Source organism: Arthrobacter sp. YA7-1, assembly GCF_025960325.1.
Taxonomy (GTDB): Bacteria; Actinomycetota; Actinomycetes; order Actinomycetales; family Micrococcaceae; genus Arthrobacter; species Arthrobacter bambusae_A.
Genome location: NZ_CP110114.1, coordinates 3,861,507 through 3,888,077, shown reverse-complemented (window position 1 = coordinate 3,888,077; position 26,571 = coordinate 3,861,507). Strand labels below are relative to the sequence as shown.

The following is a 26,571-nucleotide window of genomic DNA, read 5'->3' as shown; positions in this document are numbered from 1 at the left end:
AGGCGTAAAAGCGCAGGCTGGGTCAGGAAATCCGCAAATGCTCCAGGACTTCCTCGGCGCCGGGGTAGGCCGCCTGGGTGCCCTTCTTGGTCGTGGCGAGCGCCGCGGCAACCGATGCGAACGCCGCGGCTTCGGCCAAGGTCTCGCCCGCGGCGAGACGGGCAGCCACCGCGCCGGTGAAGGCATCCCCTGCACCGGTCGTGTCCACGGCATTGACCTTGGTGGGTGCGATCCGGGAGATCTGTTCTCCGGGCGCCGCGAGTGAATCCAGCACCACCGAGCCGTGGGACCCGAGGGTCACCAAGACCCGCTCCAGTCCCCGCTCGGCGAACTGGCTCCGGACTGACTCCCAGGCGCTGGCGTGCGCTCCCGGGTGCGGCATTTCGGCGTCGCCCAGGAACATGGACGCTTCATGGGCGTTCACCAGCAGGACGTCGCTCAAGGCGGCCAGGCTCTGCGGGATTTCGGCGTACGGGGAGAGGTTCAACAGAACTGTTGCGCCGGCGTCGTGCGCTGTTTTGGCGGCAGCTTCCACCGTGTCGAGGCCGACCTCCAGGCAGAGGCAGAGCACTGCCGCGTCGTCGAAGGCGTCCGCCGACACGTCCGCCGGGGCGAGCGTTCCGTTGGCGCCGGCCGAAATGATGATGTTGTTCTCCCCGTGCGCGTCCACCGCGATAACCGCGACGCCGGTGGCGGCATCCGCGGAACGGCGGACGCGCGAAACGTCCACGCCGCCCCCTTCCGTGGAGGCGAGCAGCATGGCGCCGTTGGAATCGTCTCCGACGGCGCCGATCAGGCTCACGGTGCCGCCCAGTTTGCTCGCCGCGACGGCCTGGTTGGCGCTCTTGCCACCGGGATTGACCGCGAAGCCATTGCCGTGGACGGTTTCACCGGGGAGCGGGAGCCGCTCGCAATAGATGGTCAGGTCCGCGTTCAAGGACCCGACGACGACGATCCGGCGGCTCACTTTCCGACCTCGGCTTCGAGGGGCTTGGGGATGAGCAGCGACGCCGCGAAGGCGGCAACCGTGATGGCAAGGCCGACGACGACGACCGTCAAATATGAGGCCTTGGCGTCGCCGAGCGCGGAGGTCGCCACAAGGACAGCCGGCAACACCAGGAAGCTCAGTCCGGCGCCGAGGTTGAAGGCCCCGGCGTTCATGCCGGGCAGGAAGCCGGGGTTGCCGGCGGGGGAGAGGACGACTCCGAGTCCATTGAGCATGATGTTGACCGTACCGGCGTACATGATGCCGAGCAAGGCCGTTCCCACGATCATGAGGGGGAGGCTGCTGAGTCCGAGGAACGCGATGACGGCCAGGGCCGCGATGCTGCCCAGCATGCCGATGCGCAGGACTTTGGTGTAGCCGAGCACGGGAGCGAGCCGGCCGCTGATGGGGCCGAATACCCAGCCGAGGAGGGCGTACGGCGTGAGGATCATGAGCGACATCTCGGTGGGGCCGACCCCGAATCCCGGTGCCGCGGCCTGGACGTAGGCCGGGACGATGCCGTTGATGACCGCGAAGATGCCGGTCATGGCGAGGGTGGTGGTCAGCAGCGGCGCCCACGTGGAACGCTGGCGGAGGTGGACGGTTTCCACCATCGGTTTCTTGGAACGCTTCTCCACCGTCCAGAAGGCGGCGAAAGCAACAGCAGCGACCACGATCAGCCCGATGGACAGCATGAGCGTTCCGGAAGAGAAGGCGCCAACCAGCTTGGATCCCTCATTGAGGGCTGTCAGGAGTGCGCCCACGGCGATGACGATGAAGAACACGCCCAGCCAGTCCATGCCGGTGCCCGCGGCAGGCTTGCTCTCGCCGGCAAGGATGGCGATCAAGGCCGTTGCCACGATGGCGAGGCCAACCATGAGCCAGAAGATGCTGCGGAAGCCGAAGTGCTCGGCGAAGTAGCCGCCCACGAAGGAGTCGACGCCGGCAACGCCGCCGTTGACTGCCGTGATGAGGCCCATCAGGGCTCCGTATTTGCGCGGGTTGTCGACGGCGGAGCGCAGCATGATGAGGCAGAGCGGCACGGTGGGGCCGCTGACGCCCTGGATGATGCGGCCCACGAAGAGCCAGGTAACGTCGGGCGCCATCGCTGCGATGACCGAGCCGATCGCCATCAGCAGCATCATGCCGAGGAGGATCTTCTTGCGTCCCACGATGTCGCTCAGGCGCGGCAGGAAGAGCGAGAACAGGGCTGCGGCCGTGAAGAACCAGGTCTGCGAGAGGCCGATGACTGCCTGGTCCGTGTGGAGCTCGTTGCCCATGGTGACCAGGGCCGGGCTGAGCATCGATGCGTTGAGCTGGAAGGCCACGCAGGCGGCCAGCAGGGCGACCATGAGTGCGGCGACGTTGCCGCGGTTGGTCTTGGTTTCATTGATGAGCGTGGTCATTTACTTTGCCTCTCCTGCGATGCTGACGGCGACGGCGGCGTCGGCGGCGCTCATGGTGGCGGGAGCGCCGGCGTCGGGCTCACCGATGCGGATGATCGCGTCGGTGACGAGGTTCCAGAACTTCTCGTGGTCAAGGTCGACCGCGACGGAGGTGTTGCAGTCGGCTGGTGCGGGGGCCCGGAAATCTGCCACGGTCATGCCCAGGGTGAGCTTGCCCTGCAGTTCGATGTCGACCGGGACCTTGCGGGTGGTCATCACGGTGGGGTCGATGACGTATGCCACGGCGCAGGGATCGTGCACCGGGGGATAGTCGAATCCCTGGGCGTCCTTGTAGGTCTTGGTGAAGAACTCCATCAGTTCCATGACGAACTTGGCCGGCTTGGTGCCGACGGCGGCGATCTTCCCGACCACCTCGGGAGTGGCCAGGGCCTGGTGCGTGAGGTCCAATCCGACCATCACCACGGGCCACTTTTCGTTGAACACGATGTGCGCGGCTTCGGGGTCGATGATGATGTTGAACTCGGCCACGGCACTCCAGTTGCCTACGTGGTAGCCGCCGCCCATGAGGACGACTTCCTTGACGCGTTCAACGATGCGCGGCTCCTTGCGGGCGGCCATGGCGATGTTGGTGAGTCCCGCGGTGGGGACGAGGGTGACGGTGCCCGGCTCGTGCGCCATGATCGTTTCGATGATCAGGTCCACGGCGTGGCGCGGGTCCAGTTCGATGGTGGACTCGGGCTGTTCGGGGCCGTCCATGCCGGTTTCGCCGTGGATGTCCGGTGCGGTTTCGATCGAGCGCACCAGCGGACGGTCGCAGCCGGCGGCAAAGGGAACACCCGTGATGCCTGCGATGGTGCCCACGGACAGGGCGTTGCGGGTGACCTTTTCGAGGGTCTGGTTGCCGACCACCGTGGTGACGGCGAGCAGCTCGATGTCCGGGTTGCCGTGGGCCAGCAGCAGGGCCACGGCGTCGTCATGGCCGGGATCACAATCCAGGATGATCTTCTTGCGTTCACGGGTCATGGTGTTGGGATCCATGTTCATCTCCACGTCATTGGGGCCTGCCGAGGCAGGGCGCTAAAGCATTCAGGGGAATTCTGGCACTGGCTTGCGTGTCGCGTCAAGCGCTTAACGCAAAACACGTCAAGCGCTTGATGCGTTGGCGCGTGGGAATTGGCTGATTCCGACTACGATCGTTGTATGGAATCCGCCGAACCAGTGCATCGGACCTCAAGCCGTACGCAGCGCGTCACCGCGGCGATGGTGGCCTCCTTGGCAGGGGTCTCGACTGCGACGGTGTCCTTGGTTGCCAATGGAAAAACCCAGGGCAGGGTCTCCGAGGACAACATTTCGCGGGTCCGCAGGGCCATCGCCGAGCTTGGCTACGTGGTGGATGGCATCGGCAGTTCCTTGGCCAAGGGCGTGAGCTCGATTGTGATCCTCGTGGCGCCGGACATTTCCAACCCCTTCTTCGCGAAGGTCATCGCCGGAGTCCGGGAATCGCTCGGCTCCGAGTACCAGCTGTTGCTATCCGTCACCGACGCCGGCGAGTTCCCCCGGGCGGAGGATGTCCGAAAGCTCATGGCCCTTCGCCCCGCCGGACTGCTGGTGGATGCGCCCAACGCGGCCTTCCTGGAGGACCTGTCCGTCGCCGGGCCCCTGGTCCTTCTGGATGCGCCTGGCCTTGAGGCCTACGCTCCGTCGGTGAACCTCGATGTCGCCCACGGCGCCCGTGAATTGGCCGCGCACCTTGCGGCCTCCGGACACAAGCGCGTTGCGTACGTGGACAGCGTGACGGGCACAGCGACATTCGAGGTGCGCCGGGCTGCCTTCTTGGATGAGGCAGATTCCTGCGGTATTTCGGTGGCGGACTCCCACATCATCAGTACCACCATCGACGTCGGCGCTGCCGCGGCTGCCTTCGCTGCCGCCTGGCCGGACTGGCAGCGCGCCGGGGTCACCGCCGTCGTCTGCGGAACGGACACCCACGCCTACGGTGTGCTGCAGGAGGCCCGCGTGGCCGGGGTCCGGATTCCGGAGGAACTCGCTGTCGCCGGCTTCGATGACCTGCCGTATTCGGCCACGAGCAACCCGAGCCTGACCAGCGTGCATTTGCCGGCCACCCCGCTGGGTCTCCAGGCCGGGAAACAACTCCGGGGCCTGATGGAAGGCCGCGAGCTGGAGCAACCGCAACTGACGCTCGAGAGCTCATTGGTGGTACGCGGCTCCACGGGCTTTCCCCTTTCCCCATCGATTGCTGAGTAATTGTCGCTTTGAGGGTTCAAAACGACCGTTTTGGAGCAATCGATGGAGGCTGTGGATAACTTCTGCGTCGCTGTCACCGCTGTGGAGCGCACTTGGCCGGTGGGGAGCAGTCGAGTTGTTTTAGTGGATGGCGGCGAGCAGCACTCCCACGGACATGAAGAGCACGCCGAAAGTGCGGTTGAGGACTTTTTGTCCGTGCGCGTTGTGCGTGAACCGTTGGAATGAACGGGCCGCCAAGGCGAAGAAGAACCACATGACGCAGATGTCGATGAAAACGATCGTGGTGCTGAGGATCAGATACTGCGGAATCAGTGGCTGCTCGGGGCGGATGAATTGCGGCATGAAGGCCAGGAAGAAGACGATCGCCTTGGGGTTGAGCAGGTTGACCCAAATGCCTCGCTGGAACATCGACCACGCCGGCTCGTTCCGCCGGGCCTCCACTTTTTCCTTGTCCAGGTCCGGCCGGTGCAGGAACTGCCGGATGCCCATGTACACGAGATATGCCGCCCCCGTGTAGCGGATCACGTTGAAAACCACGGGTGAGCTCGAGACCAGAACACCTACCCCGAGAGCCACGATCAGGATATGGATGATCAGTGCCGCCTGTTGGCCCAGCACTCCCCAGATGGAGCGGCGGAATCCGGAGTTGAGCGAGTTGCTCATCGTGGAGATGGCGCCTGCGCCGGGAGTGAAACTGATCAGGGTGCCGGCGCCTACCAGGGCCAGCCAAAGCGAAATTTGCACCAATCCAGCTTATGCCCGCAGGGCGGGACGGCGAGACGAATGGCTACCAGATCGTGCTGACGAGTCGGAATTCCTGGAGCACCCGATCGGACATCACAAGCGTCGAGCCCTCGACGGCGGCCCGTGAGTACTTGTAAGCCAGTTCATAGGCCGAGGCAGCTGAGGCAAAAGTTCGATTTTCGAGATCTTCGATGATCGACCGGGCCGTGCTGGACAATTGTTCTGGCCTGGTCATCGCGAGCACCAACGCGTTGGAATCCAAGAGGAACGCAGTCATTCCCACTCCGCCAGTTCTTGCTCCGTCTGAGGGTCGAACAGGTTGTCAGGAAGATCGATCTGACCCAGGAAGCCCAACTCGCGCTTTCGAGGATGCTCAATACGAACTATTCGTGGATGATCATGGTTTGAGGCTATTCGCGGCCGAGGAGCACAACCAGAGACCACTTAGCCTATGTGGACAACTGCCCGAGTTTGGCCACCTTCACCAGGAGATACTGCCGCTCCTGCAGACTCCCGGTCTTCTTCGCCGCGGTCAGCAAGCACTCCCGGGCGCCCGCAGGGTCGCCGGACATTTCGAGCAGGTGTCCGCGAACGGCGTCGAGCCTGTGCCAGTCTCCCAGCCCGGTCCCAAGCCCATCCAACAGCTCAAGGGCCGCCCGCGGGCTTTCCGCCATGGCCACCGCAACTGCCCGGTTGAGCGTCACCACCGGGCTTGGCGCTACGGCTTCGAGGACCGTGTACAACGCCAGGATCTGCGGCCAGTCGGTCTGGGCCGCGGACGGTGCCTCGGCGTGGACCGCCGCAATGGCGGCCTGCAGCTGATAGGGCCCCGGACGCCCGGCCCCCAGCACCGTTGACAAGAGTTCGAGACCTTCGGCGATCTGGGCCCGGTCCCACAGCCGGCGATCCTGCTCGGCGAGCGGCACCAACATCCCGTCCGGGAGGGACCTCGCGCGTCGTCGCGAGTCGGTCAGGAGCATGAGGGCCAGCAACCCGCCCGCTTCGAACTCGTCCGGGAGCAGCTCCCGAAGGAGCCGGGCAAGGCGGATGGCCTCGGCAGTGAGGTCTTCGCGCTGCATGGATGGGCCGGAACTGGCCGCGTAGCCCTCGTTGAAGATCAGGTACAGGACGTGGAGGACGACGCCGAGCCGCGCCTTTCGCTCGCCCGGTTCCGGGAGCTCGAAATGGGCTCCCGCCTTCTTGATGCTCTGCTTGGCCCTGCTGATCCTTTGGCCCATGGTGGCTTCCGGGACAAAGAACGCGCTGGCGATTTCCGCCGTCGTGAGCCCTCCGACCGCCCGCAATGTCAGTGCCAGTTGCGAGGGTGCTGACAGGGCCGGGTGGCAGCACAGGAAAAGGAGGGTGAGGGTGTCTTCCGCAATCCCGTCCGTCTCACTGCTCGGGGAAGGGTCTTCTCGAGGCGGCGGTTCCAAGGCCGCCGCGCGTTGTTCGCGTGCCTGCCGGGCACTTTCGCTGCGCCAGTAGTCCACCAAACGCCGTGAAGCGACCGTGAGCAGCCACGATCTCGGGTTCTCCGGAACACCGGAGGCGGGCCATTGCATTGCTGCCGCGAGCAGCGCTTCCTGGACGGCATCCTCGCATTCGGCGAACTGGCCGTGCCTTCGGATGAGCACGCCAAGGACCTGCGGCGCGAGCGTGCGCAGCAGGTCCTCGAACGTGGATTCCTTGGAAGGTGCGGCCAAGCGCTAGATCTCCGGCGGAGCGTCCTGGACGCGGCGCAGCTCCACAACCGGTGCGTATTTCACGATGCTGGAGCAGATTTCCACGGCCCGTTCCTCGCTGGCGACGTCCACTACCCAGTAGCCGATGAGGGATTCCTTGGCCTCGGCGAAAGGTCCATCGGTGGTGATGACCCCGTTGTCCGTCTGCTTGACCAGCTTGGCAGTACCAGGATCGGCCAATCCGGCGTTGAAGACCATCTCGCCGGAATCAGTAAGGTCCTTGTCGATCTGGATCATGAATCCGATCATTTCCCTGATCCACTCGGGGTCCGCGGCCTCCATCATGCCCTCGGCAGAACCAAACATCATGATCATGTATTTCATCTCGAACTCCTTTATCAGGGCGCTCCGTGTGGACGCCTTCGTTCATAAGTCGGAACTGCAGGACGGTTTTCGACATGGGCCGAGGGAAATTCCAAGAAACTTTGGGCGGCCGGCTAGGCCCGTGCGATGACTTCCCCGTTCGGGATCAGGAAGAAGCCGTCATCCGTGGAGCCCCAACGGTGCCAACCGGCGGCGATCCTGGCGAGGTCTGCCTCGTTGGCCAGGCCATATTCCAGCGCCTGCTCGGCAAAGGCGGAGTGCAGGACGCGTTCGCTCCACACACGCGACTGCCAGCGGCGCTGCTGCGCGGTGGCGTACAGCCAGTTGCTGCTGGAGGGAGCGACGTCGGTGAAGCCCGCCTGCTGCGCCCAGGACACGAGCCGCCGCCCGGCGTCGGGTTCTGCTCCGTTCCGTCGGGCGATCTTCTGGTAGAGCTCCATCCAGTCGTCGAGCTCGCGGACCTCCGGGTACCAGCTCATGCCGTGGAAATCGGCGTCGCGGACTGCAACGATGGCGCCGGGTTTGGCGACACGCCGCATCTCGCGCAGCGCGGCGACGGGGTCGGTCAGGTGCTGCAGGACTTGGTGGGCATGGACGAGGTCGAAGGTCTCGTCCTCGAAGTCCAGATCGTAGATATTGCCCGTGACGAACTCCACGTTTTCCACGCCACGCTCGGCCGCGAGCGTCGCAGCCTGCGCCACGATCTCGGCGGAACGGTCGAGCCCGACGACCTTCGCGGGAGCCACCAGCTCCGCGAAGTCGCACGTGATGCTCCCGGGCCCGCATCCGACGTCGAGCACCGACGTCCCGGCGGTGAGATGCGGGATGACAAACGCGGCAGAGTTCTCGGCTGTGCGGGAGGCGTGGGCGCGTACGACGGACTCGTGGTGGCCGTGTGTGTAGACGTCTTCAGGCTTCTGCTCGTTCATAGGGAAACGCTACCCCGATGGAGCCGAAAGCGGGCGGAACTGCGCGTGGCCCTTACGCCTGGGGCCGGTTCCGATACGCCGCCAGGAACGTGGCGATCCGCCGCACGGCTTCCTCGATCTCGCGGACGGATGGCAGGATGACGAAGCGGAAATGGTCCGGGGCTGGCCAGTTGAAAGCCGAGCCGTGGGAGACCAGGATCTTCTGGTCCTGCAGGAGGTCCAGGACGAATTTCTCGTCGCTCTCGATCGGGTAGACATCAAGGTCCAGCCGCGGGAACAAATACATCGCCCCGGCTGCAGGAACGCAACTCACCCCGGGAATCGCCGTCAGGAGCTTCAAGGCCAGGTCCCGTTGTTCGCGGAGCCTGCCGCCTGGCCTGATGAGTTCCTCGATGCTCTGGTAGCCGCCAAGGCAGGTCTGGATGGCGTGCTGCGCCGGAACGTTGGAGCACAAGCGGAGGGACGCCAGGAGCTCCAACGCTTCGCGGTATTCGGCAGTTGCCGCGTGCGGGCCGGTCACAGCGACCCAGCCGGCCCGGTAACCAGGCATCCGGTAAGCCTTGGAGAGGCCGCTGAAGGTGAGGACGCAGATGTCGTCTGCCACGGATGCCGTATGGATGTGCTGGGCGTCCTCGTAGCGGATCTTCTCGTAGATCTCGTCGGAGAAGAGGACAAGATCGTGCTTGCGTGCCAGTGCCGCGAACTCCTCCAGGATGTGGCGCGGGTATACAGCACCCGTGGGGTTGTTCGGGTTGATGATGACGATGGCTTTGGTGCGCTTGGTGATTTTGGCTTCGACGTCGGACATGTCCGGCCACCAATTCCGGCCCTCGTCGCAAAGATAGTGAACCGGCGTTCCGCCTGTGAGGGTCACCGTTGCCGTCCACAGCGGATAGTCCGGCGCGGGGATCAGGACCTCGTCGCCGTTTTCCAGGAAAGCCTGCAGCGTCATGGAAATCAGTTCGCTGACGCCGTTGCCGATGAAGATATCCTCGACGCCGATATTCATGAGGTTTTTGGTCTGGTAGTACTGCGAAATCGCTGTGCGCGCCGTGAAGATGCCTTTGGAATCGCTGTACCCTTGGGCGCCGCGGAGGTGGTGGATCATGTCCACCACAACCGACTCTGGAGCTTCCAGTCCGAACGGCGCGGTGTCCCCGAGATTCATCTTGAGGATGCGGTGCCCTTCGGCCTCCATGGTCTTGGCGGCTTGGAGGATGGGCCCGCGGAGTTCATAGCGGACGTTCTGTAGTTTGCTGGAGTGCTGCATCGGACGCATGGTTGATCATTTCACGTCCCGCGCCTCACTCCCATCGGATGATGACCGGCAGGCTGCTCGTGTTGGCCGAGACTTCGCGTTCGGTGCCGCGGACTGCCACCACAAAGTGCTGGAGATCGTCCGCCGAGGCCAGGACCTCGAAATGGCCGGTGGGATCGCTCACGACGGCGGTCGCCGACGAATGCGGGCGGATATAAGCCTCGGGGATGCCCTTGTTGTGGACGTCGACCAACCTGCCGTGGATGAGGCGGGCCAGCGTGGAAGCGGCAAGCAGGGGTTCGGCGACCGGAGGCCCGGAGGGCTCGTCGAGGCTTATGCCCACAGGGACGCGGACCAGGAAGCCGAGGCCTTGGCGGATCCCGGCGTCGTATTCGTCCGGTTGGAATTCACCGCTGGAGACCACGGAGTACTGGGTGTTTTGTTCGATGGCCACCAGGAGCTTCTCCATGTTGTCCAGTTGCGTGGGTCCATGGCATTCCACGGCCACTTTGAGCTCGAGGTCCAGCAGCGGCCCCTCCCGCCGGGACCGGCCCACCCTGTTCATGGCGACGGCGTGGACCGTGACGGGAGCGTCGGAGGATTGACCCCTTGGCGGTTCCGAACCGTCGTCGAAACGGACGCGCACTGGAGAGACGGCGTCGGAAAGTATCCCGAGGAGCTCGGTCAGGGATGATCGCACAACACCCACGGTGACACTCCAGTCCACAAAGTGGTCCAGCTAGCCGTTGTGCACTACGTTACTCCCGCACTGGTCCGCGAGTCACCGGGGTTCAGGCGTCACTCCATTCGATGGTTGGCTGTTTGCCGGGACGTCGTTGCGGGCCGTCTTGGTGGCCTCGATGACGCCTTGCATGAAAGTCATGACTACGTGGACTTCTTCCGGCGAAAGTGCGTCAATGACAGGGGTTATGGCGCCCGCCAAGGGAGAGAACAATTCGCTGCCGGTGGCGCGTGCGGAGTCAGTCATCTCCAGCTGGACCTGCCGACGGTCCTTTTCGCTGCGGCGGCGTGCCAAATGGCCTGCCCGGTCAAGTCGATCCACAAGCGCGGTTGTTGCCGGAGAACTCAGGTTGAGTGCCGCCCTGAGCGCCCCGGGAGTCATTGTCTTGCCCTCCCGCGCGGCGGCCACCATGGCCGCCAATGCGTTCAGGTCCGTTCGATGGAGATGGTGGCGGTTGCTGACAGCCTCCACGTAGCGCTCCGTTTCGACCGTGAACTGCTGGAGAAGCCCAAGGAGTGCCGCTGCGGACCGAACGTCGTGATTGTCATCCATGAGGCCTCCTTCAGCCTCAAATTATCCCACCGGGATGCCATTGACCAATTATCTCCATGATAGATATATTTCACCATGGAAGTAATTACGGAGGGGGCGGCCATGATCGACAGACGGCCTGGAATCGGGCGACGAAGCAGTTCGCGGTGGTGGGTGGCGGCGGCGGTGCTAGCGCTGGCGGCGTGGATGGTCATCGGTGGAATCGGCGGCCCGACCTTTGGAAAGCTCAGCGAGGTGTCCAGCAACGACCAAGCATCCTTCCTGCCGGCGAGCGCCGAATCCACCGAAGCCCGCGCATGGCAAAGCAAGTTCGCTTCCAGCGGCAGTGTTCCCGCGGTGGTGCTGTTCGAGTCTCCCGAGAAACTTTCACCCGCTCAACTGGCCGGATTGGCGCCCCTCGGCACCCAGCTGTCCGCCGTCGCCGGGGTCAGCCATTCGACGGCGATGGTCGGGCCGATTCCGTCCGCGGACGGCAAGGCGGTGCAATTCATCGTCCCCGTGGAGGAAGGAAACGGTGTCAAGGAGAGCATTCAAGCACTTCGCGCAAACGCGACGGGGTATGCGGCGGGGGCAGGGCTCCCCGCTGGAACAACCAGCTACGTGACGGGACCGGCAGGCTTTCTCGCCGATTTGGTGAACGCTTTTGGCGGCATCGACGGGATATTGCTCTTCGCGGCGCTGGGCGCCGTCCTGGTCATCCTGCTGGCAGTCTATCGATCCGTGGTGCTGCCCTTTGTGGTGCTCCTTACTGCCGTCTTCGCGCTTTGCGGGTCCATCTTGGTGGTCTTTGCCTTGGCGAAGGCGGGCGCAATCCAATTGACAGGACAGAGCCAAGGGATCCTGTCCATCCTGGTGGTGGGCTCGGCCACCGACTATGCGCTCCTCTTTGTGGCCCGTTACCGTGAGGCCTTGGGCGACGCGTCAAACAAATGGTCGGCTGTGGGACGCGCGTACAAGGGTAGCTTTGGGGCCATTGTGGCGTCCGGCACGACGGTCGCGCTGGCGTTGCTTTGCCTGCTCTTCTCGGAACTGAATTCAAACCGGGGGCTGGGGCCTATCGGAGCGATCGGAATCGTCTTCTCAATGTTGGCTAGCCTCACGCTGCTTCCCGCGGCGCTTGGACTTCTCGGCCGGTCCGCATTTTGGCCGCGAACGCCGAGGAAAGCCCAGGCCGCGAGTGCTGCGGCGAGTGCCGCCGTCGCCGCCCCGGCCCACTCCAACATTCCCCGGGTCTGGAGGCGTCTGGCCGGAATCATAGCCAAGCGGCCCAGGGCCGTATGGCTGGGGGCCGCCGCCGTTTTGGTGGTCTGCGCTTCAGGCCTGCTGCAACTCCAGGCGAGCGGTGTTCCGCAGTCGGCACTCATCCTGAGCAAATCCGAGGCTGTGGACGGCCAAACGGCTGTGGGCCGGCACTATCCGGCCGGCGCAGGAAGCCCCGTAGTGGTGGTGGCCGAGGAAAAGTCGGCAGCCGTGGTGCTTGCCGAAGTCAAGGCCCAGGAAGGCATCTCGGATGCATCCGTGGTTGCCGTTCCACCGGATTCCGGAGCCCGACCGCTGGCTGACGCCGCGACCGGTGCTGCCCCCTTGGTGCGGGACGGACGGGTGTTGATCAATGCCACCCTGTCCTCGGAGGCCGACTCGGCGAAGGCCGAACAGACCATCGCCACGCTCCGGCAGAAGCTCCATGACACGGCCCCCGGAACCCTGGTGGGAGGAACCACGGCCACGGCCACGGACACCAACGCGAGCGCGCAGTCGGATTTGTGGCGCATCATCCCGATCGTCTTGGCGGTCATCTTGTTGGTGCTCATGGCACTGCTGCGGTCCATCCTGGCGCCGCTCTTGCTGATAGGAACCGTGGTGCTGTCCTATGCCGCCGCGTTGGGTGTCTCGGCCTGGGTGTTCAACCATGTGTTTGGATTCCCCGGAGCGGATGCCTCGGTTCCGCTCTTCGGTTTTGTCTTCCTTGTAGCCCTCGGCGTGGACTACAACATCTTCCTCATGACCCGCGTCCGGGAGGAGTCGATGCTCAACGGAACCAGGGCCGGCATCTTGAAGGGGCTCGGTGCCACCGGCGGAGTGATTACCTCGGCCGGCGTTGTCCTTGCTGCAACCTTTGCCGCCCTGGGGGTCATTCCGATCCTCTTCCTTGCGCAGATTTCCTTTATCGTGGCGTTCGGGGTGCTGCTCGACACGACGATCGTGCGATCGCTCCTGGTGCCTGCGCTGTCCTACGACGTCGGGTCCCGCATCTGGTGGCCGGGACGCTTGGCCCGCCATCCGGCGTCGAAAGAGGATCAGCGGGCGGCCACGGCTTCCTGATCCCGCCACCAGGCCACGGTCGCCGCCATCGCGTCCGCGCGCGGCGTCGGTTCCAGCCCGAGCTTGGCCTGGCTCGCCGTGGAATCCATGACGAACGGCCGCTCAAACTGGTACATCATTTCGGCCAGCTCCCGCATGTCGGTTGAAAACAAGCCGAGTGCCCGGAGCAGCCAACCGGGAACCACGCTCAGCTTCGGTTCGGGAACGCCGGCCGACCGTGCGAAGTTGCCGGCAATTTCCCGCATCGTCATTGCCGGTCCCGTGGGGGCGTGCAGCACCGAGTTCCAGAGTTCGGGCTTCTGGGCCGCGGCGATCATGGCTGCGGCGAGATCCGGGACATAGGTGAAAGAGTGCGGCTGCTCGGCGCTTCCGAGAACCTGGACTGTCTTGCCCTTCAGTATCAGCGGGACCATGCGCTCGCCGGCATGCGCCATGCGTGCCCGTGGACCGAAGAAATCGCCTGCCACCACGCTGACGGTGTTCGCGGCGTGGGTTTGCCGGGCCTTCAGCAGGGCGGAACGGATCCCGCGTTTCCCGCCGGCCGCTTCGCGCGGGCTGCTTTCAGTGAGGGTATTGTCCGGCTCGCTGTAGGAGTAAAGGCTTTCAGGGAAGACGACGACGGCGCCCGCCGCCCATGCCGCGTCCATCACCACCCGCTCTGCAACAGGGAGTTCGGCCGCCCAGGCTTTGGCGCGATAGGCGGAACCGTGGATGCAGTGGAAGACGGCCGCGGCCCCGTCGAAGGCTTGCACCAACTTCGCCGGGTACGAGACATCCACGCGGAGCTTTTCGACCAGCGGGTGGTCCGGGCCGCTACCTGAGCGCGTCAGGACACGCACCTGTTCTCCGCGGTCCGCGAGTTGTTCGGCAATGGTCCATCCGACGGGGCCTGCTCCTGTGACGACATACATGGTGTTGCTCGCTTTCCGGCTGGGATCTATTGGTGGAAGTCTTGATTAGAGAGCGGTGCTCTCTGAATTCAGGATGGATCCTTTCGAATTGCATGTCAAGAGCATTGCTCGCATTTGTTTCCAGTGCTCTCCTTTATGGCATGCTGGATGCATGGACCTCCCCTTAGTTGCAGCGGCCAAGCAATCGACGCCCCGAGAGCGGGCCCGGGCCCAGACCGTGGCGGACATCATCCGGCTGGGCCGTCAGCACCTTGCTTTGCATGGCGCCGCGGGCCTGTCCCTGAGGGCAGTTGCGCGCGACCTCGGCGTGGTGTCTTCTGCTGTGTACCGCTATGTGGAGAGCCGCGACGAACTGCTGACCCTCTTGCTGATTGACGCGTACGGAGAGCTGGGCGACGACGTGGATGCCGCCGTCGACGCCCTCCCTGAAGGCGACTATCGTGGCAGGTTCCTGGCGCTCGGCCGTGCCGTGCGGCAGTGGGCCCTGCGCGAGCCGGCGCGGTACGCCCTCCTGTTCGGCAGCCCGGTGCCCGGATACCAAGCGCCCGCGGAACGGACCACCGAACCTGGAACGCGGGTGATCTACCGGATGGTGGGGATCTTCGACGCCGCCTACCGCGCGGGCGCCTTGGCCGCCGAAGTGGCGCCCGCCGTCGTCGTTCCTCCCGCCCTCGCCGCGAACCTGGCGGCGGTCCGGGCCGAACTGGGCGTGGCCGTTCCGGAGCCCGCGTTGGCCCGGGGCGTGCTGGTGTGGACATCGGTTTTCGGCGCGGTCAGCTTCGAGGTGTTCGGCCAATACGGCGCCGACACCTTTGCCGCGCGGGACGAGCTCTTTGAGCACCAGCTCGAGGTGCTGCTGGGGGTCGTGGGGCTGTAGCCGCGAATGTACAGTAACTGCATGGGTCGTGGACTTGCTGACATCGGCGCGGAGGGCGTGTTGCTGGCCGGTGCAGGCCGCGCCATCCTGATGCAGGTCGCCGATCCCGCGGTCGGTCACGGCGTCGCCGAGCACAGCAATTTCGCCGAGCGGCCACTCGACCGCTTGCGTGCCACCATGACGTACGTCTACGCCGTGGTCTATGGCTCGGAAGAGCAACTGGCGGCGGTGCGCCGGGCCGTGAATCGTGCGCACGCCCCGGTTCGCCGGCCAGCGGACGAGGCGTCGAACGGGTACAACGCCTTCGATGCGCACTCCCAGCTCTGGGTCGTGGCCACCCTCTATGACACCGCTGTCACCGTTTACGAAAAGGTCCACGGAGCCCTCGACGACGACACTGCCGACCGGATCTACCGTGAGTATGCGCGGATCGGGACGGCCTTGCAGCTTCCCGCGGAACTCTGGCCGGCCGACCGCCCGGCCTTCGCGCGCTATCGGGACGATTCCTTGCGGCACCTCGAACCGGATGCGGCCGCTTTGCGAGTGGCCCACGAGCTCCTGTACCCCGCGAGCGGGCCGTTCTTGATGCGTTTGAGCATGCCGTTGGTCCGCCTGCTGACAGCCGGGCTCTTGCCGGAGCAGCTTCGCGCGGGATTCGGACTTCCTTGGAAGGCGCGTCACCGGCGCAGCTTCGACGCCATCATGCGGTTGTTGGCCGTGGCTTATCCGAGGCTTCCGGAAAAGGTCAGGCATTGGCCGAAGAACTACTATCTTGCCCAGCTCGGCCCGGGCGAATAACGCGCCGGCCCGTCCTCGACATCGCCGGAACGCTGCGCAGTCGCCGGAGCGTTCCGGCGAACCGGCACTGTTCCCGCGAGCTCGACGTCGGCCCTCAACCGGGCGTTCTCCCACGGCGAAATCGCCCATGGATCCCTGAGTTTCCGGGGTTCATGGGCTCTCGTTGAAAGGAGTTGAGCCTACTCGACTCAACTTTGGATTGACATTGAATGAGGCCTGAGTACAGTTGAGTGCAGAACGCTCAACTAGCCGAAGGTTGAGTGCTCCCCGGCTCCGAACCCTCCATGAGGAAAGGAATCGGGTGAAATCTCGATCGTCGGCCATTGAAAGGAAGCACCATATGTCACGCGCTGTAGGTATCGACCTCGGAACCACCAACTCCGTCGTCTCTGTTCTCGAAGGTGGCGAGCCCACCGTCATTGCCAACGCCGAGGGTGGCCGCACCACGCCGTCGGTCGTTGCATTCTCCAAGTCGGGCGAAGTCCTGGTCGGCGAAATCGCCAAGCGCCAGGCCGTCAACAACATCGACCGCACCATCGCTTCCGTGAAGCGCCACATGGGCACCGACTGGTCCGTCGCCATTGACGACAAGAAGTACACGCCGCAGGAAATCTCCGCGCGCATCCTCATGAAGCTGAAGAACGACGCCGAGAGCTACCTCGGCGAGAAGGTCACCGACGCTGTCATCACCGTCCCGGCCTACTTCAACGACGCCGAGCGCCAGGCCACCAAGGAGGCCGGCGAGATCGCCGGCATGAACGTTCTCCGCATCGTCAACGAGCCCACCGCCGCTGCACTTGCGTACGGCCTGGACAAGGGCAAAGAAGACGAACTCATCCTGGTCTTCGACCTCGGTGGCGGCACGTTCGACGTCTCCCTGCTGGAAGTCGGCAAGGACGAAGACGGCTTCTCCACCATCCAGGTCCGCGCCACCGCCGGCGACAACCGCCTCGGCGGCGACGACTGGGACCAGCGCGTTGTTGACTACCTGCTGAACCAGCTCAAGATCAAGGGCATCGACCTTTCCAAGGACAAGATCGCCCTGCAGCGCCTGCGCGAAGCTTCTGAGCAGGCCAAGAAGGAACTCTCGTCCTCCACCAGCACCAACGTCTCCCTCCAGTACCTCTCCGTCACCCCCGACGGCCCGGTCCACCTGGACGAGCAGCTGACCCGTGCCAAGTTCCAGGACCTCACCAAGGACCTGCTCGAGCGCACCAAGAAGCCGTTCCACGACGTCATCGCCGAGACCGGGATCAAGCTCTCCGAAATCGACCACATTGTGCTCGTGGGCGGTTCCACCCGTATGCCCGCCGTCTACGACCTCGTGAAGGAACTCGCCGGCGGCAAGGAGCCCAACAAGGGCGTCAACCCGGACGAAGTTGTTGCCGTTGGCGCAGCCCTCCAGGCTGGTGTGCTGAAGGGCGAGCGCAAGGACGTCCTGCTGATCGACGTCACCCCGCTCTCCCTCGGTATCGAAACCAAGGGCGGCGTCATGACGCACCTGATCGAGCGCAACACGGCCATCCCCACGAAGCGTTCCGAGACCTTCACCACCGCTGACGACAACCAGCCGTCCGTGGCCATCCAGGTCTTCCAGGGCGAGCGTGAATTCACCCGCGACAACAAGCCGCTGGGAACGTTCGAACTGACCGGCATCGCACCGGCCCCGCGCGGCGTCCCGCAGGTCGAGGTCACCTTCGACATCGACGCCAACGGCATTGTCCACGTCTCCGCCAAGGACAAGGGCACCGGCAAGGAGCAGTCGATGACCATCACCGGCGGCACTGCGCTGTCCAAGGAAGACATCGACCGGATGGTCCGTGAAGCCGAGGAGCACGCAGCCGAGGACAAGGCCCGCCGCGAGGCTACCGACACGCGCAACACTGCCGAGCAGCTCGCCTACTCCGTGGACAAGCTCATCGCCGAAAACGACGACAAGCTGCCTGAAGAGGTCAAGACCGAGGTCAAGGCCGACGTCGACGCCCTCAAGAAGGCCCTCGAAGGCACCGACGACGCAGCAGTGAAGACCGCTTTCGAGAAGCTGCAGCACTCGCAGTCGAAGCTCGGCGAAGCGATCTACTCGCACGCCGGTTCCCCGGATGGCGCAAGCAGCGCCGCTGGTGCTGAGGGCGCTCACGCCGATGCCAAGGCTGCCGACGAGGACATCGTCGATGCCGAGATCATCGACGAAGACGAAAAGAAGTAAGCATGCCTCACCACGGCAACGACGCAGAGCACTCACCGTCCAACAACGAGGGCAACGAGCAGCACAAGCCGGTCATTCGGGACAACCGCAAGGTTGACCCGGAGACCGGGGCCGCCCGCCACACCCAAGGATCGGCAGCTGAATCCAACGCCGCTGCCGCCGAGGGCGACGCCCTGTCCCAGGCTGAGGAAATCCTCAACGGCGTGGAGGTTCCGGCTGAAGAGTCGGTAGCCCCCGGAGCCGCTGCAGAAGCAGCGGCCGCGGAACTCCGCAACGACCTCCTGCGCCTGCAGGCCGAGTACGTCAACTACCGCAAGCGCGTCGAACGCGACCGCGCCGTCGCAGGGGAAATGGCCGTCATCGGCGTCCTGAACTCCCTGCTGCCGGTGCTGGACGACGTCGACGCCGCCCGCCAGCACGGCGACCTCGTGGACGGCCCGTTCGCCGCGATCGCCGCCAAGCTGGAGAATGCGCTGAAGACGTACGGCTTGGAACGCATCGCGGAAACCGGAGTCGAATTCGACCCCACGATCCACGAAGCACTCATCCAGCAGCCGGGCGAGGACATCGAAGTAGACACGGTCAGCCAAGTGCTGCGCTCCGGCTACAAGTCGGGCGAGCGCGTGCTGCGTGCGGCACAGGTGATTGTGGCTGTGCCGGCGTAGTTGTGCTCACCGCGCCTTCGCGGATGAGGGGGAGCATCGCGAAACGAGACAGGGGGCCCCGCCCCTTCGCCGGGTGGCCCAGGATCTGCGATCCTTGGCCACCCGGCTTCGGCAGCGGATATTGGCCTTCCCAACACTCGCAAGCTCGTGTCGGGGCCCTCGGCCAGATCCTTAGATGCCACTCCCGGGCCCCTTGCCTCGCTCCGCTCAGACGGTCGTCTCACCTAAGGTGGGATAAGCGCAGCGCACGCAACTTAACCAGAAACGAAAGAGAGTAGCCGAGTGGCCAGCCAGGACTGGGTTGAGAAGGATTTTTACGCCATCCTTGGTGTCGCCAAGGACGCCTCTGACGCTGACATCAAGAAAGCGTACCGCAAGCTTGCGCGGAAGTACCATCCGGATACCAATTCCGGGGATGCTGCTGCGGAGAAGAAGTTCAAGGACATCTCAGAGGCCTATTCGGTGCTCTCGGATGCCGAGGAGCGCCAGCAGTACGATGCCATTCGCGCCATGGGTGGTGCACGCTTCGCTCCGGGCGCAGCTCGCGGCGGGCCGGCCAATGGCGGCTTCGAGGACCTGTTCGGCGGGCTTTTCGGCGGCGGCGGACGCCAGCCTGCCGGTGCCGGCGGCATCCCTCCCGAGTTCGCTGACCTGTTCGGCGGCGGCTTCGGCGGTGGGCAGACCGGCTTCCAGCGAGCCCCGCAAAAGGGCAGCGACCGCACGGCGTCCACCTCGATTTCCTTTGCCGGATCCATTCATGGCACCACGGTGAGCCTGCGCGAAAGCAACGGCAACGTCATCGATGTGAAGATTCCCGCGGGCATCAGGGACGGCCAGAAGGTCCGCCAGCGGGGCAAGGGCAACCCCGGGGCGGCCGGCAACGGGGACCTCATCATCACGGTGAACGTCAAGCCCCACGATTTCTTCAACCGCGACGGCGACAACATCCGCATCCACGTTCCGGTCACCTTCGCGGAGGCGGCGCTGGGTTCCAACATCCACGTGCCAACGCTCGACGGCGACACGGTCACCGTCCGCGTCCCGGCGGGCACGCCTTCCGGGCGCACGCTCCGGGTCAAGGGCCGCGGCGTCAAGACGTCGAAGGGCACCGGGGACCTGCTGGTGACAATCGACGTCTCCGTACCACAGAACCTCAACAAGCAGGCCGAGGAGGCCGTCAAGGCGTTTGCCGCGGCCACTGCCGACGCCGACCCCCGCCACGACCTGGCCTCCAGGGCCCGCTTGTAGCGGCAGAACACAATGGGAGGGGACGCAGGCATGGGCATCGACATCAACCAGCCGATCTTCGTCATCTCCGTCGCGGCCGAACTGGCTGACATGCACCCGCAGACCTTGCGCCAGTACGACCGCCTCGGCATCGTGTCGCCGAGCCGTGCCCCGGGCAAGTCCCGGCGATACTCCCAACGCGACATCGACCGCTTGCGCGAGGTCCAGCGGCTCTCCCACGAAGGCGTGTCCCTCGAGGGCATCAAGCGCATCCTCGAACTCGAAAACCAGGTGGCCGCGCTGCAATTCCGCGTTGCCGAACTGAGCGAGGAACTGCAACGCCGGCGCAGCCCGATGGAGGCCCGCGTTTTCGCGGCGGGAGCAGCCGGCGACGTCGTCAGCCTGGCCCGCGGGCAGCGCCCCCGGGCGCGGTCCCAGGCAATCGTGGTGTGGAGACCGCGGACGGGGGAGTAGTCCCTAGGCCTGCGAGAGGGAAGCCAGCAGCACCGGCCCTTCCTGGCCGGCCCACGTGCCCCGCAGGACAGCCGAATTTTCCGGACCCGGTGTCCCCGGAACGAGGACACGGTTCACCTGCACGGTGAGTTGACCGGCGTCGATACTGGTGATGCCGTCTTCGGTGATCGGGGCCGCCGGGCTCAGCGCAGGCACTTCGCTACCGGGGGTACCGCTGCCCTTGACCTCGACGGAACTCTTGCGAGGCTCCAGCACGCCGTCCATATCCACGAACTGTTCGGCCTCCCGCTGACCAGTGACGATGACGGTGGCCAGGGCAGCGACGTAGACGGGATCGGCGCAGGCGTCGTACACCCACCGCGTGCCCAAAACGGAGTGTTCCATGGTGCCGAGGAACGAGTCCTTTGCCCGGGCAATTCCGAACCCCGGTAGCTCAGGGGAACCTGGTAGATCTTGCCGCCGTGGGAGACCAAGTGGGTCTCGAGGCCGACTTCGCCGTCCGGATCATCGAAGCGGTATGCGCCGAGCAGCTCGGGCGGTGCGGAGCCGTCCTTGGTGAACCACGGCTGGACGGGCAAGTACTTTTCGATGAGTTCACGTTTGCTGGGACTCAGGGTTGCTTGATGGATGATAGCCATGCGGTCCAGCCTAGTTGGCCAGTGCGGGCGCGGAGACTGCTCTCGGGGTCCAACGCAGGTGCGTGTTGTCGGCGTCGGACTCGCGCTCTTTCAAGAGTGAAAGCCTGGGCCTAACGGCATCCGTGCGGGAGCTCGGCGGTTTGCGTCGCCCCGCCCGGAACTGCGGCACCCACTGCGCCCCGGGGCCTTGGTATTCCTGCTCGGCTGCGGCGTGGAGCGTCCACTGGGGGTCGAACAGGTGCGTTCTGCCCAGTGCCACGAGGTCGGCCCGTCCGGCAAGAAGGACGGAGTTGACGTCGTCGTAGCTGGAGATGGCACCGACGGCGATGACGGCTGCTCCGGCGGGTGCGGCGACCTCCTGGCGGATGCGGTCGGCGAAAGGCGTCTGGTAGCTGCGGCCGAAAGCCGGTTGTTCTTCCTTGGCGACCTGGCCGGTGGAGACGTCGATGCCCGCGGCGCCATGGGCTACGAATGCCCGCGCGATGTCGAGCGAGTCGTCTGAGGTGTTGCCGCCTTCGATCCAGTCCGTCGCGGAGATGCGTACCGTCACAGGCTTGCTGGCAGGCCACGCCGCACGGACGGCGTCGAACACTTCCAGGGGGAACCGCAGGCGGTTCTCCAAGCTGCCGCCGTACGCGTCCGTCCTGCGGTTGGACACGGGTGAGAGGAACGAGGAAAGCAGGTAGCCGTGGGCGGCATGGACCTCGAGGAGGTCGAAGCCTGCCTCTTCGGCACGGAGGGTCGCGGCGACGAACTCAGCCTTGATGGCGGCCATTCCTGCGTGGTCGAGTTCCACAGGCGTCTGGTTGCCGGGACCGTATGGCAGGGCCGTCGGTCCAACAGCCTGCCAGTTGCCGGATGCGAGCGGTTCGTCGATGCCTTCCCACATGAGCTTGGTGGAGCCCTTGCGGCCGGAATGACCCAGCTGCGCACCGATCTTGGCCGTCGAACGCGCATGGACGAAGTCCACGATTTCCTTCCAGCTGTCTCGCTGTGTGTCCGTGTACAGGCCGGTGCAGCCGGGGGTGATCCGCCCGGTCTCGGAAACACACACCATTTCTGTCATGACCAATCCGGCGCCGCCGAGTGCCTTGGAACCGAGGTGTACTTTGTGGAAGTCGCCCGGGACGCCATCCACCGCGGAGTACATGTCCATCGGAGAGACCACAATGCGGTTCTTGAGCTCCAGTCCGCCGATCCGGAACGGTTGGAACATGGCCGGGGCAGTCTCCGTCAGTCCTTGGGACTCGGCGAAGTTGCGGTCTACGGCGTCGGCGAATTCCGGGTCGCGCAGGCGCAGGTTTTCCTGTGTGATGCGGCGGCTCCGGGTGAGGAGGTTGAAAGCGAACTGCGTCGGGTCCTGCCCCTTGTATTGGGCGATCCGCTCGAACCATTCAAGCGAAGCCTGGGCGGCGCGCTGTGTGGATGCGACAACGGGACGACGCTCCGTTTCATAGGCAGACAACGCCGACTCCACATCCGGGTGCTCGTGCAGGCACGCGGCGAGTGCCAGGGAGTCCTCCATGGCCAGTTTCGTTCCGGAACCGATGGAGAAGTGTGCGGTATGAGCCGCATCGCCGAGCAACACCACATTGTTGTGGCGCCAGCTCTCGTTACGGACCGTGGTGAAGTTGATCCATTTGGAGTTGTTGGACAGGACCTCGTAGCCGTCCAGTTCTTCCGCGAAGATCGTGCGGATCTTGGCAATCGCCTTCTCGTCGGACACCCCTGGCGGGAAGACGTCGGTTGCGGTCTCGTCGAAGCCGGCTGCCCGCCACACGTCCTCGTGCATCTCGACAATGAACGTGGATCCTTCGTCGGAATACGGGTAGCCATGGATCTGCATGAGGCCCCATTCTGTTTCCTTGACGAAGAACTTGAACGCCTCGAACACCTGGTCCGTACCGAGCCACATGAACTTGTTGGGCCGCAGATCGAGGGTCGGAGCGAAGGAGTCCGCGTACTTCGCGCGGATCTGGGAGTTGATGCCATCCGCTGCGAGGACCAGATCATAGTTGGCCTCAAGCTCTTCCACCGCCGGCGCAAGGGTCTGGAAACGCAGGTCGACGCCGAGCTCGGCACACCGGCGCTGAAGCAGTTCCAGCAGTTCCTTGCGACTCATGGCCGCAAAGCCCTGGCCGCCCACCGTCACCGTTTCGCCGCCGAAGTGGATGTCGATGTCGGACCAGCGGGCGAAGCGCCGGCTCATGTATTCGGCCACGGCGGGGTCGGCGTTGCCGATGCCGCCGAGAGTCTCATCGGAAAATACGACGCCGAAACCGAAAGTGTCGCTGGCGGCGTTGCGTTCCCAGAGGGTGATCTTGTGGGACGGGTCGAGTTGCTTCATCAATGCCGCGAAGTACAGGCCGCCGGGGCCGCCCCCTACGATTGCGATTTTCATGCTTTTGCTCCTTCTCAGGCCTGGCCCAAGCCTGCGCTGGCAAGCTGTTCGGGGTCGTCGTTGATGCGGTCGCGCAGCTTGAAATGCTGCAGCTTGCCGCTGGGGTTGCGGGGAAGTTCGTCGACGAACCGGATGTCCCGCGGGTACTTGTAGGGGGCGATCGTCCGTTTGACGAAGTCCTGTATTTCCTTGCGCTTCGCGTCATCGCCCCTGACGCCTTCGCGCAGGACGATGAATGCGCAGACGACGCTGCCGCGTGCTTCGTCGGGGCGGCCGATGACCGCGTTCTCCACTACGTCGGGGTGCAGGTCGATGGCGGTTTCCACTTCGGGGGCGCCGATGTTGTAGCCGGAGGAAACGATCATGTTGTCCGACCGGGACTGATACGTGAAGTACCCGTCCTCGTCTTTCGTGAAGGTATCGCCGGTGACGTTCCAGCCGTTGACCACGTAATTCGCTTGCCGTGGGTCGTCCAGGTAGCGGCATCCGGTGGGGCCGATGACGGCGAGCCGGCCAAGCTGCCCGGGTCCTAGTTCCAGGCCCTCGTCGTCGAGGATGGCTGCCCTGTACCCGGGCACGGCCCGTCCGGTGGTGCCGGGCCGGATGTCATCCCCGGACGCGGAAATGAACACATGCAACAGTTCGGTAGCTCCGATGCCATTGACGAGCCGGAGACCGGTGGCCGCCCGAACGGCTTCCCACGTTTCCTTGGGCAAGTGCTCGCCCGCCGAGACCGCTACCCGGAGCTCGCGGAGCAGCGATCCGCGGCCTTCCTTGAGGATGGCCCGGTACGCAGTTGGTGCAGTGAACAGGATGGTGGCCCCGGCAGCGGCGGCACTCTCGGCAAGTTCCACAGGGGTGGCCCGTTCGGTCAACAACGAGGATGCGCCGAAGCGCAGGGGGAAGACCACCAGCCCACCGAGGCCGAACGTGAAGGCGAGGGGTGGTGAACCGGCAAACACGTCGTCAGCGGTTGGCTGCAGAATATGGCGGGCGAACGTGTCGGCGTTCGCCAGGATGTCCCTGTGGAAATGCATGGTGATCTTGGGCGTGCCCGTGGTGCCCGACGTCGGGCCGAGCAGCGCGACGTCGTCGGCGGAGGTCGGAACGGCAGCGAACTCGCCGCTCTTGGCGTCACAGCGGGACGCGAGGTCGCCGGCGTCGTCTGATCCGTAGGAGAGGACAACGGTGTCCTCTCCTGCCGCCGCGAGCAGTTCATCCATGAACCGGTGGTCGGAGATGGCTACGGCCGGACGCGTAAGGCTGATGAGCGTGCCGACCTCGCTGGAACGCAACATCGGCATGGTGGTGACAACAACGGCTCCCGCTTTGAGCACGCCAAGCCAGGCCGCGACAATCCAGGGATTGTTCGGACCGCGCAACATGACGCGGTTGCCAGGCACCACTCCGAGGTCCTCGGTGAGGACCTGGGCAACTTGGTTGGCGCGCCGCCGCAGCTCACCGTACGTCCAGACCGTGCCGTCGGGGGTCCGCAGAGCGGCCCGCTCTGCACCATGGCTTGCGACGGCGTCGTCAATGAGCACCGCCGCTGCGTTGAGCGTCGCCGGGTACTGGAGTTCCGGCAGGGTGAATTCGAGGGTCGGCCACGTGCCGGCCGGTGGCAAATGGTCGCGGGTAAAGGTGTCCACGTGGGCTGATCTCAACATTGTCATGGCCACTCCTTTCAGTAATACGGCAGATAAGTCGAAGGTGTTCAGGAGCCGGCGCGGATCATGCCCTCTTGGGCAACCGTTGCCAGCAGGCGTCCTTGCCTGTCAAAGAAACGGCCCGTGGCCAGCCCCCTGTTGCTTTGCCCGGACACGGCCTCCTGGGCGTACAGGACCCAGTCATCCGCGCGGCCGTCCCGGTGGAACCACATGGAGTGGTCCAGGCTGGCCGTGGCAAGTCCGGGGCTGGACCAGTGGAGCCCGTTCACCCGGAGCAGAGGCTCGAGGATGGTGTAGTCGCAGACGTATGCCAGCGCGGCCCGGTGCAGATCTGCCGTCGCGTGTTCGTCACCGGCGTCGGGCAATTGCTCGAAGGCTTTCACCCAGATTGCCTGGTGCGGCACAGAATCGCCTTCGACCTGCAGATATACCGGCCCGGGAATGTGTCGCATGTCGAAGCTGCGCTTCGAGGACCAGTACTCGGCAGCAGGCCCTTCGACCCCCTGTAGCACCTCGGCGGCACTGCGCAGGGATTCGGGTTCGACGGCGGTAGGCGCCGGAGGCTGGAACTCCGGACCGTCTTCGGGAACCTGGAAGGAGCCCATCGACGCATACACGGTCTTGCCGTTCTGGTGTCCACGCACGCTGCGGGTCGAGTATCCACGGCCGTCGCGGAGGCGTTCGACCTCATAGCGGACCGTGGCCCTGATCTCCACGGGGCGCATGAAGTAGCTGTGCATTGAGTGCAGCTGCCTGTCAGCGTCGACCGATCGCATCATCGCTGCCGCGGCCTGGGCCACCATGTCCCCTCCGTATGCTTTGGGCCACGGAACGTACTGTGAGGTGGCTTCGTAGGCTTCGTCGTGGATCCGGGCGGGGACGGCTGTCAGCTCGATGGCCTTGAGGAACGTCTCCGAGGTCAGGATTCCAGTGGACATGTCCATCAGGCCCTGCGGAAGTCTGCGAGGGCCTCGTCGGCAACGTCTTCGAGGTTGACCACGAGGTTCTCCGGGGTGCGCGCGGTCAGCCACACGAGTTCTTCGGTGACGGACATGTTGGCCTCGACATGCGGCATGAACGGCGGGACAAATACCCAGTCGCCCGTCTTCATGTCCAGGAACTCGGAGTAGTTCTCACCAAAGTAGATCCGGCCGTGGCCGCGGAGCACGTAGCCGCCGGTTTCCGCTTCGCCGTGATGGTGCGGCAGGGAGCGGTAGCCGGGAACGTTGGAGACCTGCCCGAACCAGATCTTGGTGGCCGGCGTGTGCTGGATGCTGACGCCGGAGACGCGGACACAGTCGCCGGACTGGGCAGTGTTGGTATCTTCTTCACCGGCGCGGGTGACGACGGGAACCACCTTGCCGTCGGCCTGGGCGTAGATGGAGTTGTCGCCTTCGAGGCGGTAGTCGGTAGCGGTTGTGTTCATAGTGGTCACTCC

Annotated in this window: 25 protein-coding genes and 1 pseudogene; 8 read left to right on the top strand and 18 right to left on the bottom strand. The window is 64.7% G+C overall.

The features are described from left to right. Positions 1 to 22: 22 nt before the first annotated feature. From OIT41_RS18150 to OIT41_RS18140, 3 genes are read right to left on the bottom strand one after another with little or no spacing between them, the layout of a single operon-like run. Positions 23 to 967 (bottom strand): ribokinase, encoded by a 945-nt coding sequence (locus OIT41_RS18150; RefSeq protein WP_264637034.1) that lies wholly within the window; start codon positions 965 to 967, stop codon positions 23 to 25. After that, positions 964 to 2,391, bottom strand: coding sequence for an MFS transporter (locus tag OIT41_RS18145; RefSeq protein ID WP_241709421.1), 1,428 nt, complete (start codon positions 2,389 to 2,391; stop codon positions 964 to 966). Before OIT41_RS18145 ends, OIT41_RS18150 begins: the two co-directional genes overlap by 4 nt. Beyond that, positions 2,392 to 3,429 carry a nucleoside hydrolase gene (locus OIT41_RS18140; protein ID WP_241709422.1) on the bottom strand — a complete coding sequence of 346 codons (1,038 nt, stop codon included), beginning with the start codon at positions 3,427 to 3,429 and terminating at the stop codon, positions 2,392 to 2,394. A gap of 222 nt (positions 3,430 to 3,651) precedes the next feature. Here OIT41_RS18140 and OIT41_RS18135 point away from each other — a divergent pair, with 222 nt between their 5' ends. Next, a complete protein-coding gene (locus OIT41_RS18135) occupies positions 3,652 to 4,656 on the top strand; it encodes a LacI family DNA-binding transcriptional regulator (RefSeq protein WP_372489672.1) in 1,005 nt (334 codons plus the stop codon). Positions 4,657 to 4,776: 120 nt separating this feature from the next. On the opposite strand, the gene OIT41_RS18130 is transcribed toward OIT41_RS18135, so the two are convergent. From OIT41_RS18130 to OIT41_RS18095, 8 genes are all read right to left on the bottom strand, one after another. After that, positions 4,777 to 5,400: a LysE family transporter gene (locus OIT41_RS18130; protein ID WP_241709424.1), complete on the bottom strand. Its 624-nt coding sequence runs from the start codon at positions 5,398 to 5,400 to the stop codon at positions 4,777 to 4,779. A 43-nt stretch (positions 5,401 to 5,443) separates the two neighbouring features. Further along, positions 5,444 to 5,677, bottom strand: a complete 234-nt coding sequence (locus OIT41_RS18125) for a PIN domain-containing protein (RefSeq protein WP_241709425.1) — start codon at positions 5,675 to 5,677, stop codon at positions 5,444 to 5,446. A gap of 172 nt (positions 5,678 to 5,849) precedes the next feature. Then, the gene (locus OIT41_RS18120) at positions 5,850 to 7,103 is read right to left on the bottom strand and encodes an RNA polymerase sigma factor (protein ID WP_264637033.1); all 1,254 of its coding nucleotides are present in this window, start codon (positions 7,101 to 7,103) and stop codon (positions 5,850 to 5,852) included. Positions 7,104 to 7,106: 3 nt separating this feature from the next. After that, entirely contained in the window at positions 7,107 to 7,466 is a 360-nt protein-coding gene (locus OIT41_RS18115) for a YciI family protein (RefSeq protein WP_241709427.1), read from the bottom strand. A 113-nt stretch (positions 7,467 to 7,579) separates the two neighbouring features. Next, positions 7,580 to 8,395: a methyltransferase domain-containing protein gene (locus tag OIT41_RS18110; protein WP_078107399.1), complete on the bottom strand. Its 816-nt coding sequence runs from the start codon at positions 8,393 to 8,395 to the stop codon at positions 7,580 to 7,582. A 52-nt stretch (positions 8,396 to 8,447) separates the two neighbouring features. After that, positions 8,448 to 9,674, bottom strand: coding sequence for a pyridoxal phosphate-dependent aminotransferase (locus OIT41_RS18105; protein WP_078107400.1), 1,227 nt, complete (start codon positions 9,672 to 9,674; stop codon positions 8,448 to 8,450). Between the two features lie 25 nt (positions 9,675 to 9,699). Beyond that, positions 9,700 to 10,353: a hypothetical protein gene (locus OIT41_RS18100; RefSeq protein ID WP_241709428.1), complete on the bottom strand. Its 654-nt coding sequence runs from the start codon at positions 10,351 to 10,353 to the stop codon at positions 9,700 to 9,702. A gap of 81 nt (positions 10,354 to 10,434) precedes the next feature. Further along, positions 10,435 to 10,947 carry a MarR family winged helix-turn-helix transcriptional regulator gene (locus tag OIT41_RS18095; RefSeq protein WP_241709429.1) on the bottom strand — a complete coding sequence of 171 codons (513 nt, stop codon included), beginning with the start codon at positions 10,945 to 10,947 and terminating at the stop codon, positions 10,435 to 10,437. 102 nt (positions 10,948 to 11,049) lie between these two features. Between OIT41_RS18095 and OIT41_RS18090 the strand changes: the two genes are divergently transcribed. Beyond that, positions 11,050 to 13,269 carry an MMPL family transporter gene (locus tag OIT41_RS18090; RefSeq protein ID WP_241709430.1) on the top strand — a complete coding sequence of 740 codons (2,220 nt, stop codon included), beginning with the start codon at positions 11,050 to 11,052 and terminating at the stop codon, positions 13,267 to 13,269. Here the strand turns inward: OIT41_RS18090 and OIT41_RS18085 are convergent. Then, positions 13,245 to 14,180: an NAD-dependent epimerase/dehydratase family protein gene (locus tag OIT41_RS18085; protein ID WP_241709431.1), complete on the bottom strand. Its 936-nt coding sequence runs from the start codon at positions 14,178 to 14,180 to the stop codon at positions 13,245 to 13,247. The two genes, OIT41_RS18090 and OIT41_RS18085, sit on opposite strands and share 25 nt — an antisense overlap. A 151-nt stretch (positions 14,181 to 14,331) precedes the next feature. Between OIT41_RS18085 and OIT41_RS18080 the strand changes: the two genes are divergently transcribed. The 6 genes from OIT41_RS18080 to OIT41_RS18055 all read left to right on the top strand — a co-directional run bounded on the left by OIT41_RS18080 (position 14,332) and on the right by OIT41_RS18055 (position 20,427). Then, positions 14,332 to 15,057 (top strand): TetR/AcrR family transcriptional regulator, encoded by a 726-nt coding sequence (locus OIT41_RS18080; protein WP_241709432.1) that lies wholly within the window; start codon positions 14,332 to 14,334, stop codon positions 15,055 to 15,057. Positions 15,058 to 15,078: 21 nt separating this feature from the next. Next, entirely contained in the window at positions 15,079 to 15,855 is a 777-nt protein-coding gene (locus OIT41_RS18075; RefSeq protein ID WP_241709433.1) for an oxygenase MpaB family protein, read from the top strand. A gap of 340 nt (positions 15,856 to 16,195) precedes the next feature. After that, on the top strand, positions 16,196 to 18,061 hold the full coding sequence (gene dnaK / locus OIT41_RS18070) for a molecular chaperone DnaK (RefSeq protein WP_078107406.1): 1,866 nt from the start codon (positions 16,196 to 16,198) through the stop codon (positions 18,059 to 18,061). Positions 18,062 to 18,063: 2 nt separating this feature from the next. Next, entirely contained in the window at positions 18,064 to 18,726 is a 663-nt protein-coding gene (locus OIT41_RS18065) for a nucleotide exchange factor GrpE (protein ID WP_241709434.1), read from the top strand. A gap of 282 nt (positions 18,727 to 19,008) precedes the next feature. Beyond that, positions 19,009 to 19,974, top strand: coding sequence for a DnaJ C-terminal domain-containing protein (locus tag OIT41_RS18060; protein ID WP_078107408.1), 966 nt, complete (start codon positions 19,009 to 19,011; stop codon positions 19,972 to 19,974). A gap of 30 nt (positions 19,975 to 20,004) precedes the next feature. Then, positions 20,005 to 20,427 (top strand): heat shock protein transcriptional repressor HspR, encoded by a 423-nt coding sequence (locus tag OIT41_RS18055; RefSeq protein WP_078107409.1) that lies wholly within the window; start codon positions 20,005 to 20,007, stop codon positions 20,425 to 20,427. Positions 20,428 to 20,430: 3 nt separating this feature from the next. On the opposite strand, the gene OIT41_RS18050 is transcribed toward OIT41_RS18055, so the two are convergent. The 6 genes and pseudogenes from OIT41_RS18050 to OIT41_RS18025 all read right to left on the bottom strand — a co-directional run bounded on the left by OIT41_RS18050 (position 20,431) and on the right by OIT41_RS18025 (position 26,559). Next, positions 20,431 to 20,811, bottom strand: coding sequence for a hypothetical protein (locus OIT41_RS18050; protein ID WP_264637994.1), 381 nt, complete (start codon positions 20,809 to 20,811; stop codon positions 20,431 to 20,433). Positions 20,812 to 20,820: 9 nt separating this feature from the next. Further along, positions 20,821 to 21,065 (bottom strand): annotated as a pseudogene (locus tag OIT41_RS18045) (maltokinase N-terminal cap-like domain-containing protein); the annotation flags it as partial. A 10-nt stretch (positions 21,066 to 21,075) separates the two neighbouring features. Further along, a complete protein-coding gene (locus tag OIT41_RS18040) occupies positions 21,076 to 23,466 on the bottom strand; it encodes a bifunctional salicylyl-CoA 5-hydroxylase/oxidoreductase (protein WP_264637032.1) in 2,391 nt (796 codons plus the stop codon). Positions 23,467 to 23,480: 14 nt separating this feature from the next. After that, on the bottom strand, positions 23,481 to 25,139 hold the full coding sequence (locus OIT41_RS18035) for an AMP-binding protein (RefSeq protein ID WP_241709437.1): 1,659 nt from the start codon (positions 25,137 to 25,139) through the stop codon (positions 23,481 to 23,483). A 41-nt stretch (positions 25,140 to 25,180) separates the two neighbouring features. Next, entirely contained in the window at positions 25,181 to 26,071 is an 891-nt protein-coding gene (locus tag OIT41_RS18030; RefSeq protein WP_264637987.1) for an acyl-CoA thioesterase, read from the bottom strand. 5 nt (positions 26,072 to 26,076) lie between these two features. Further along, positions 26,077 to 26,559, bottom strand: a complete 483-nt coding sequence (locus OIT41_RS18025; protein ID WP_241709438.1) for a cupin domain-containing protein — start codon at positions 26,557 to 26,559, stop codon at positions 26,077 to 26,079. Between the last annotated feature and the right edge of the window lie 12 nt (positions 26,560 to 26,571).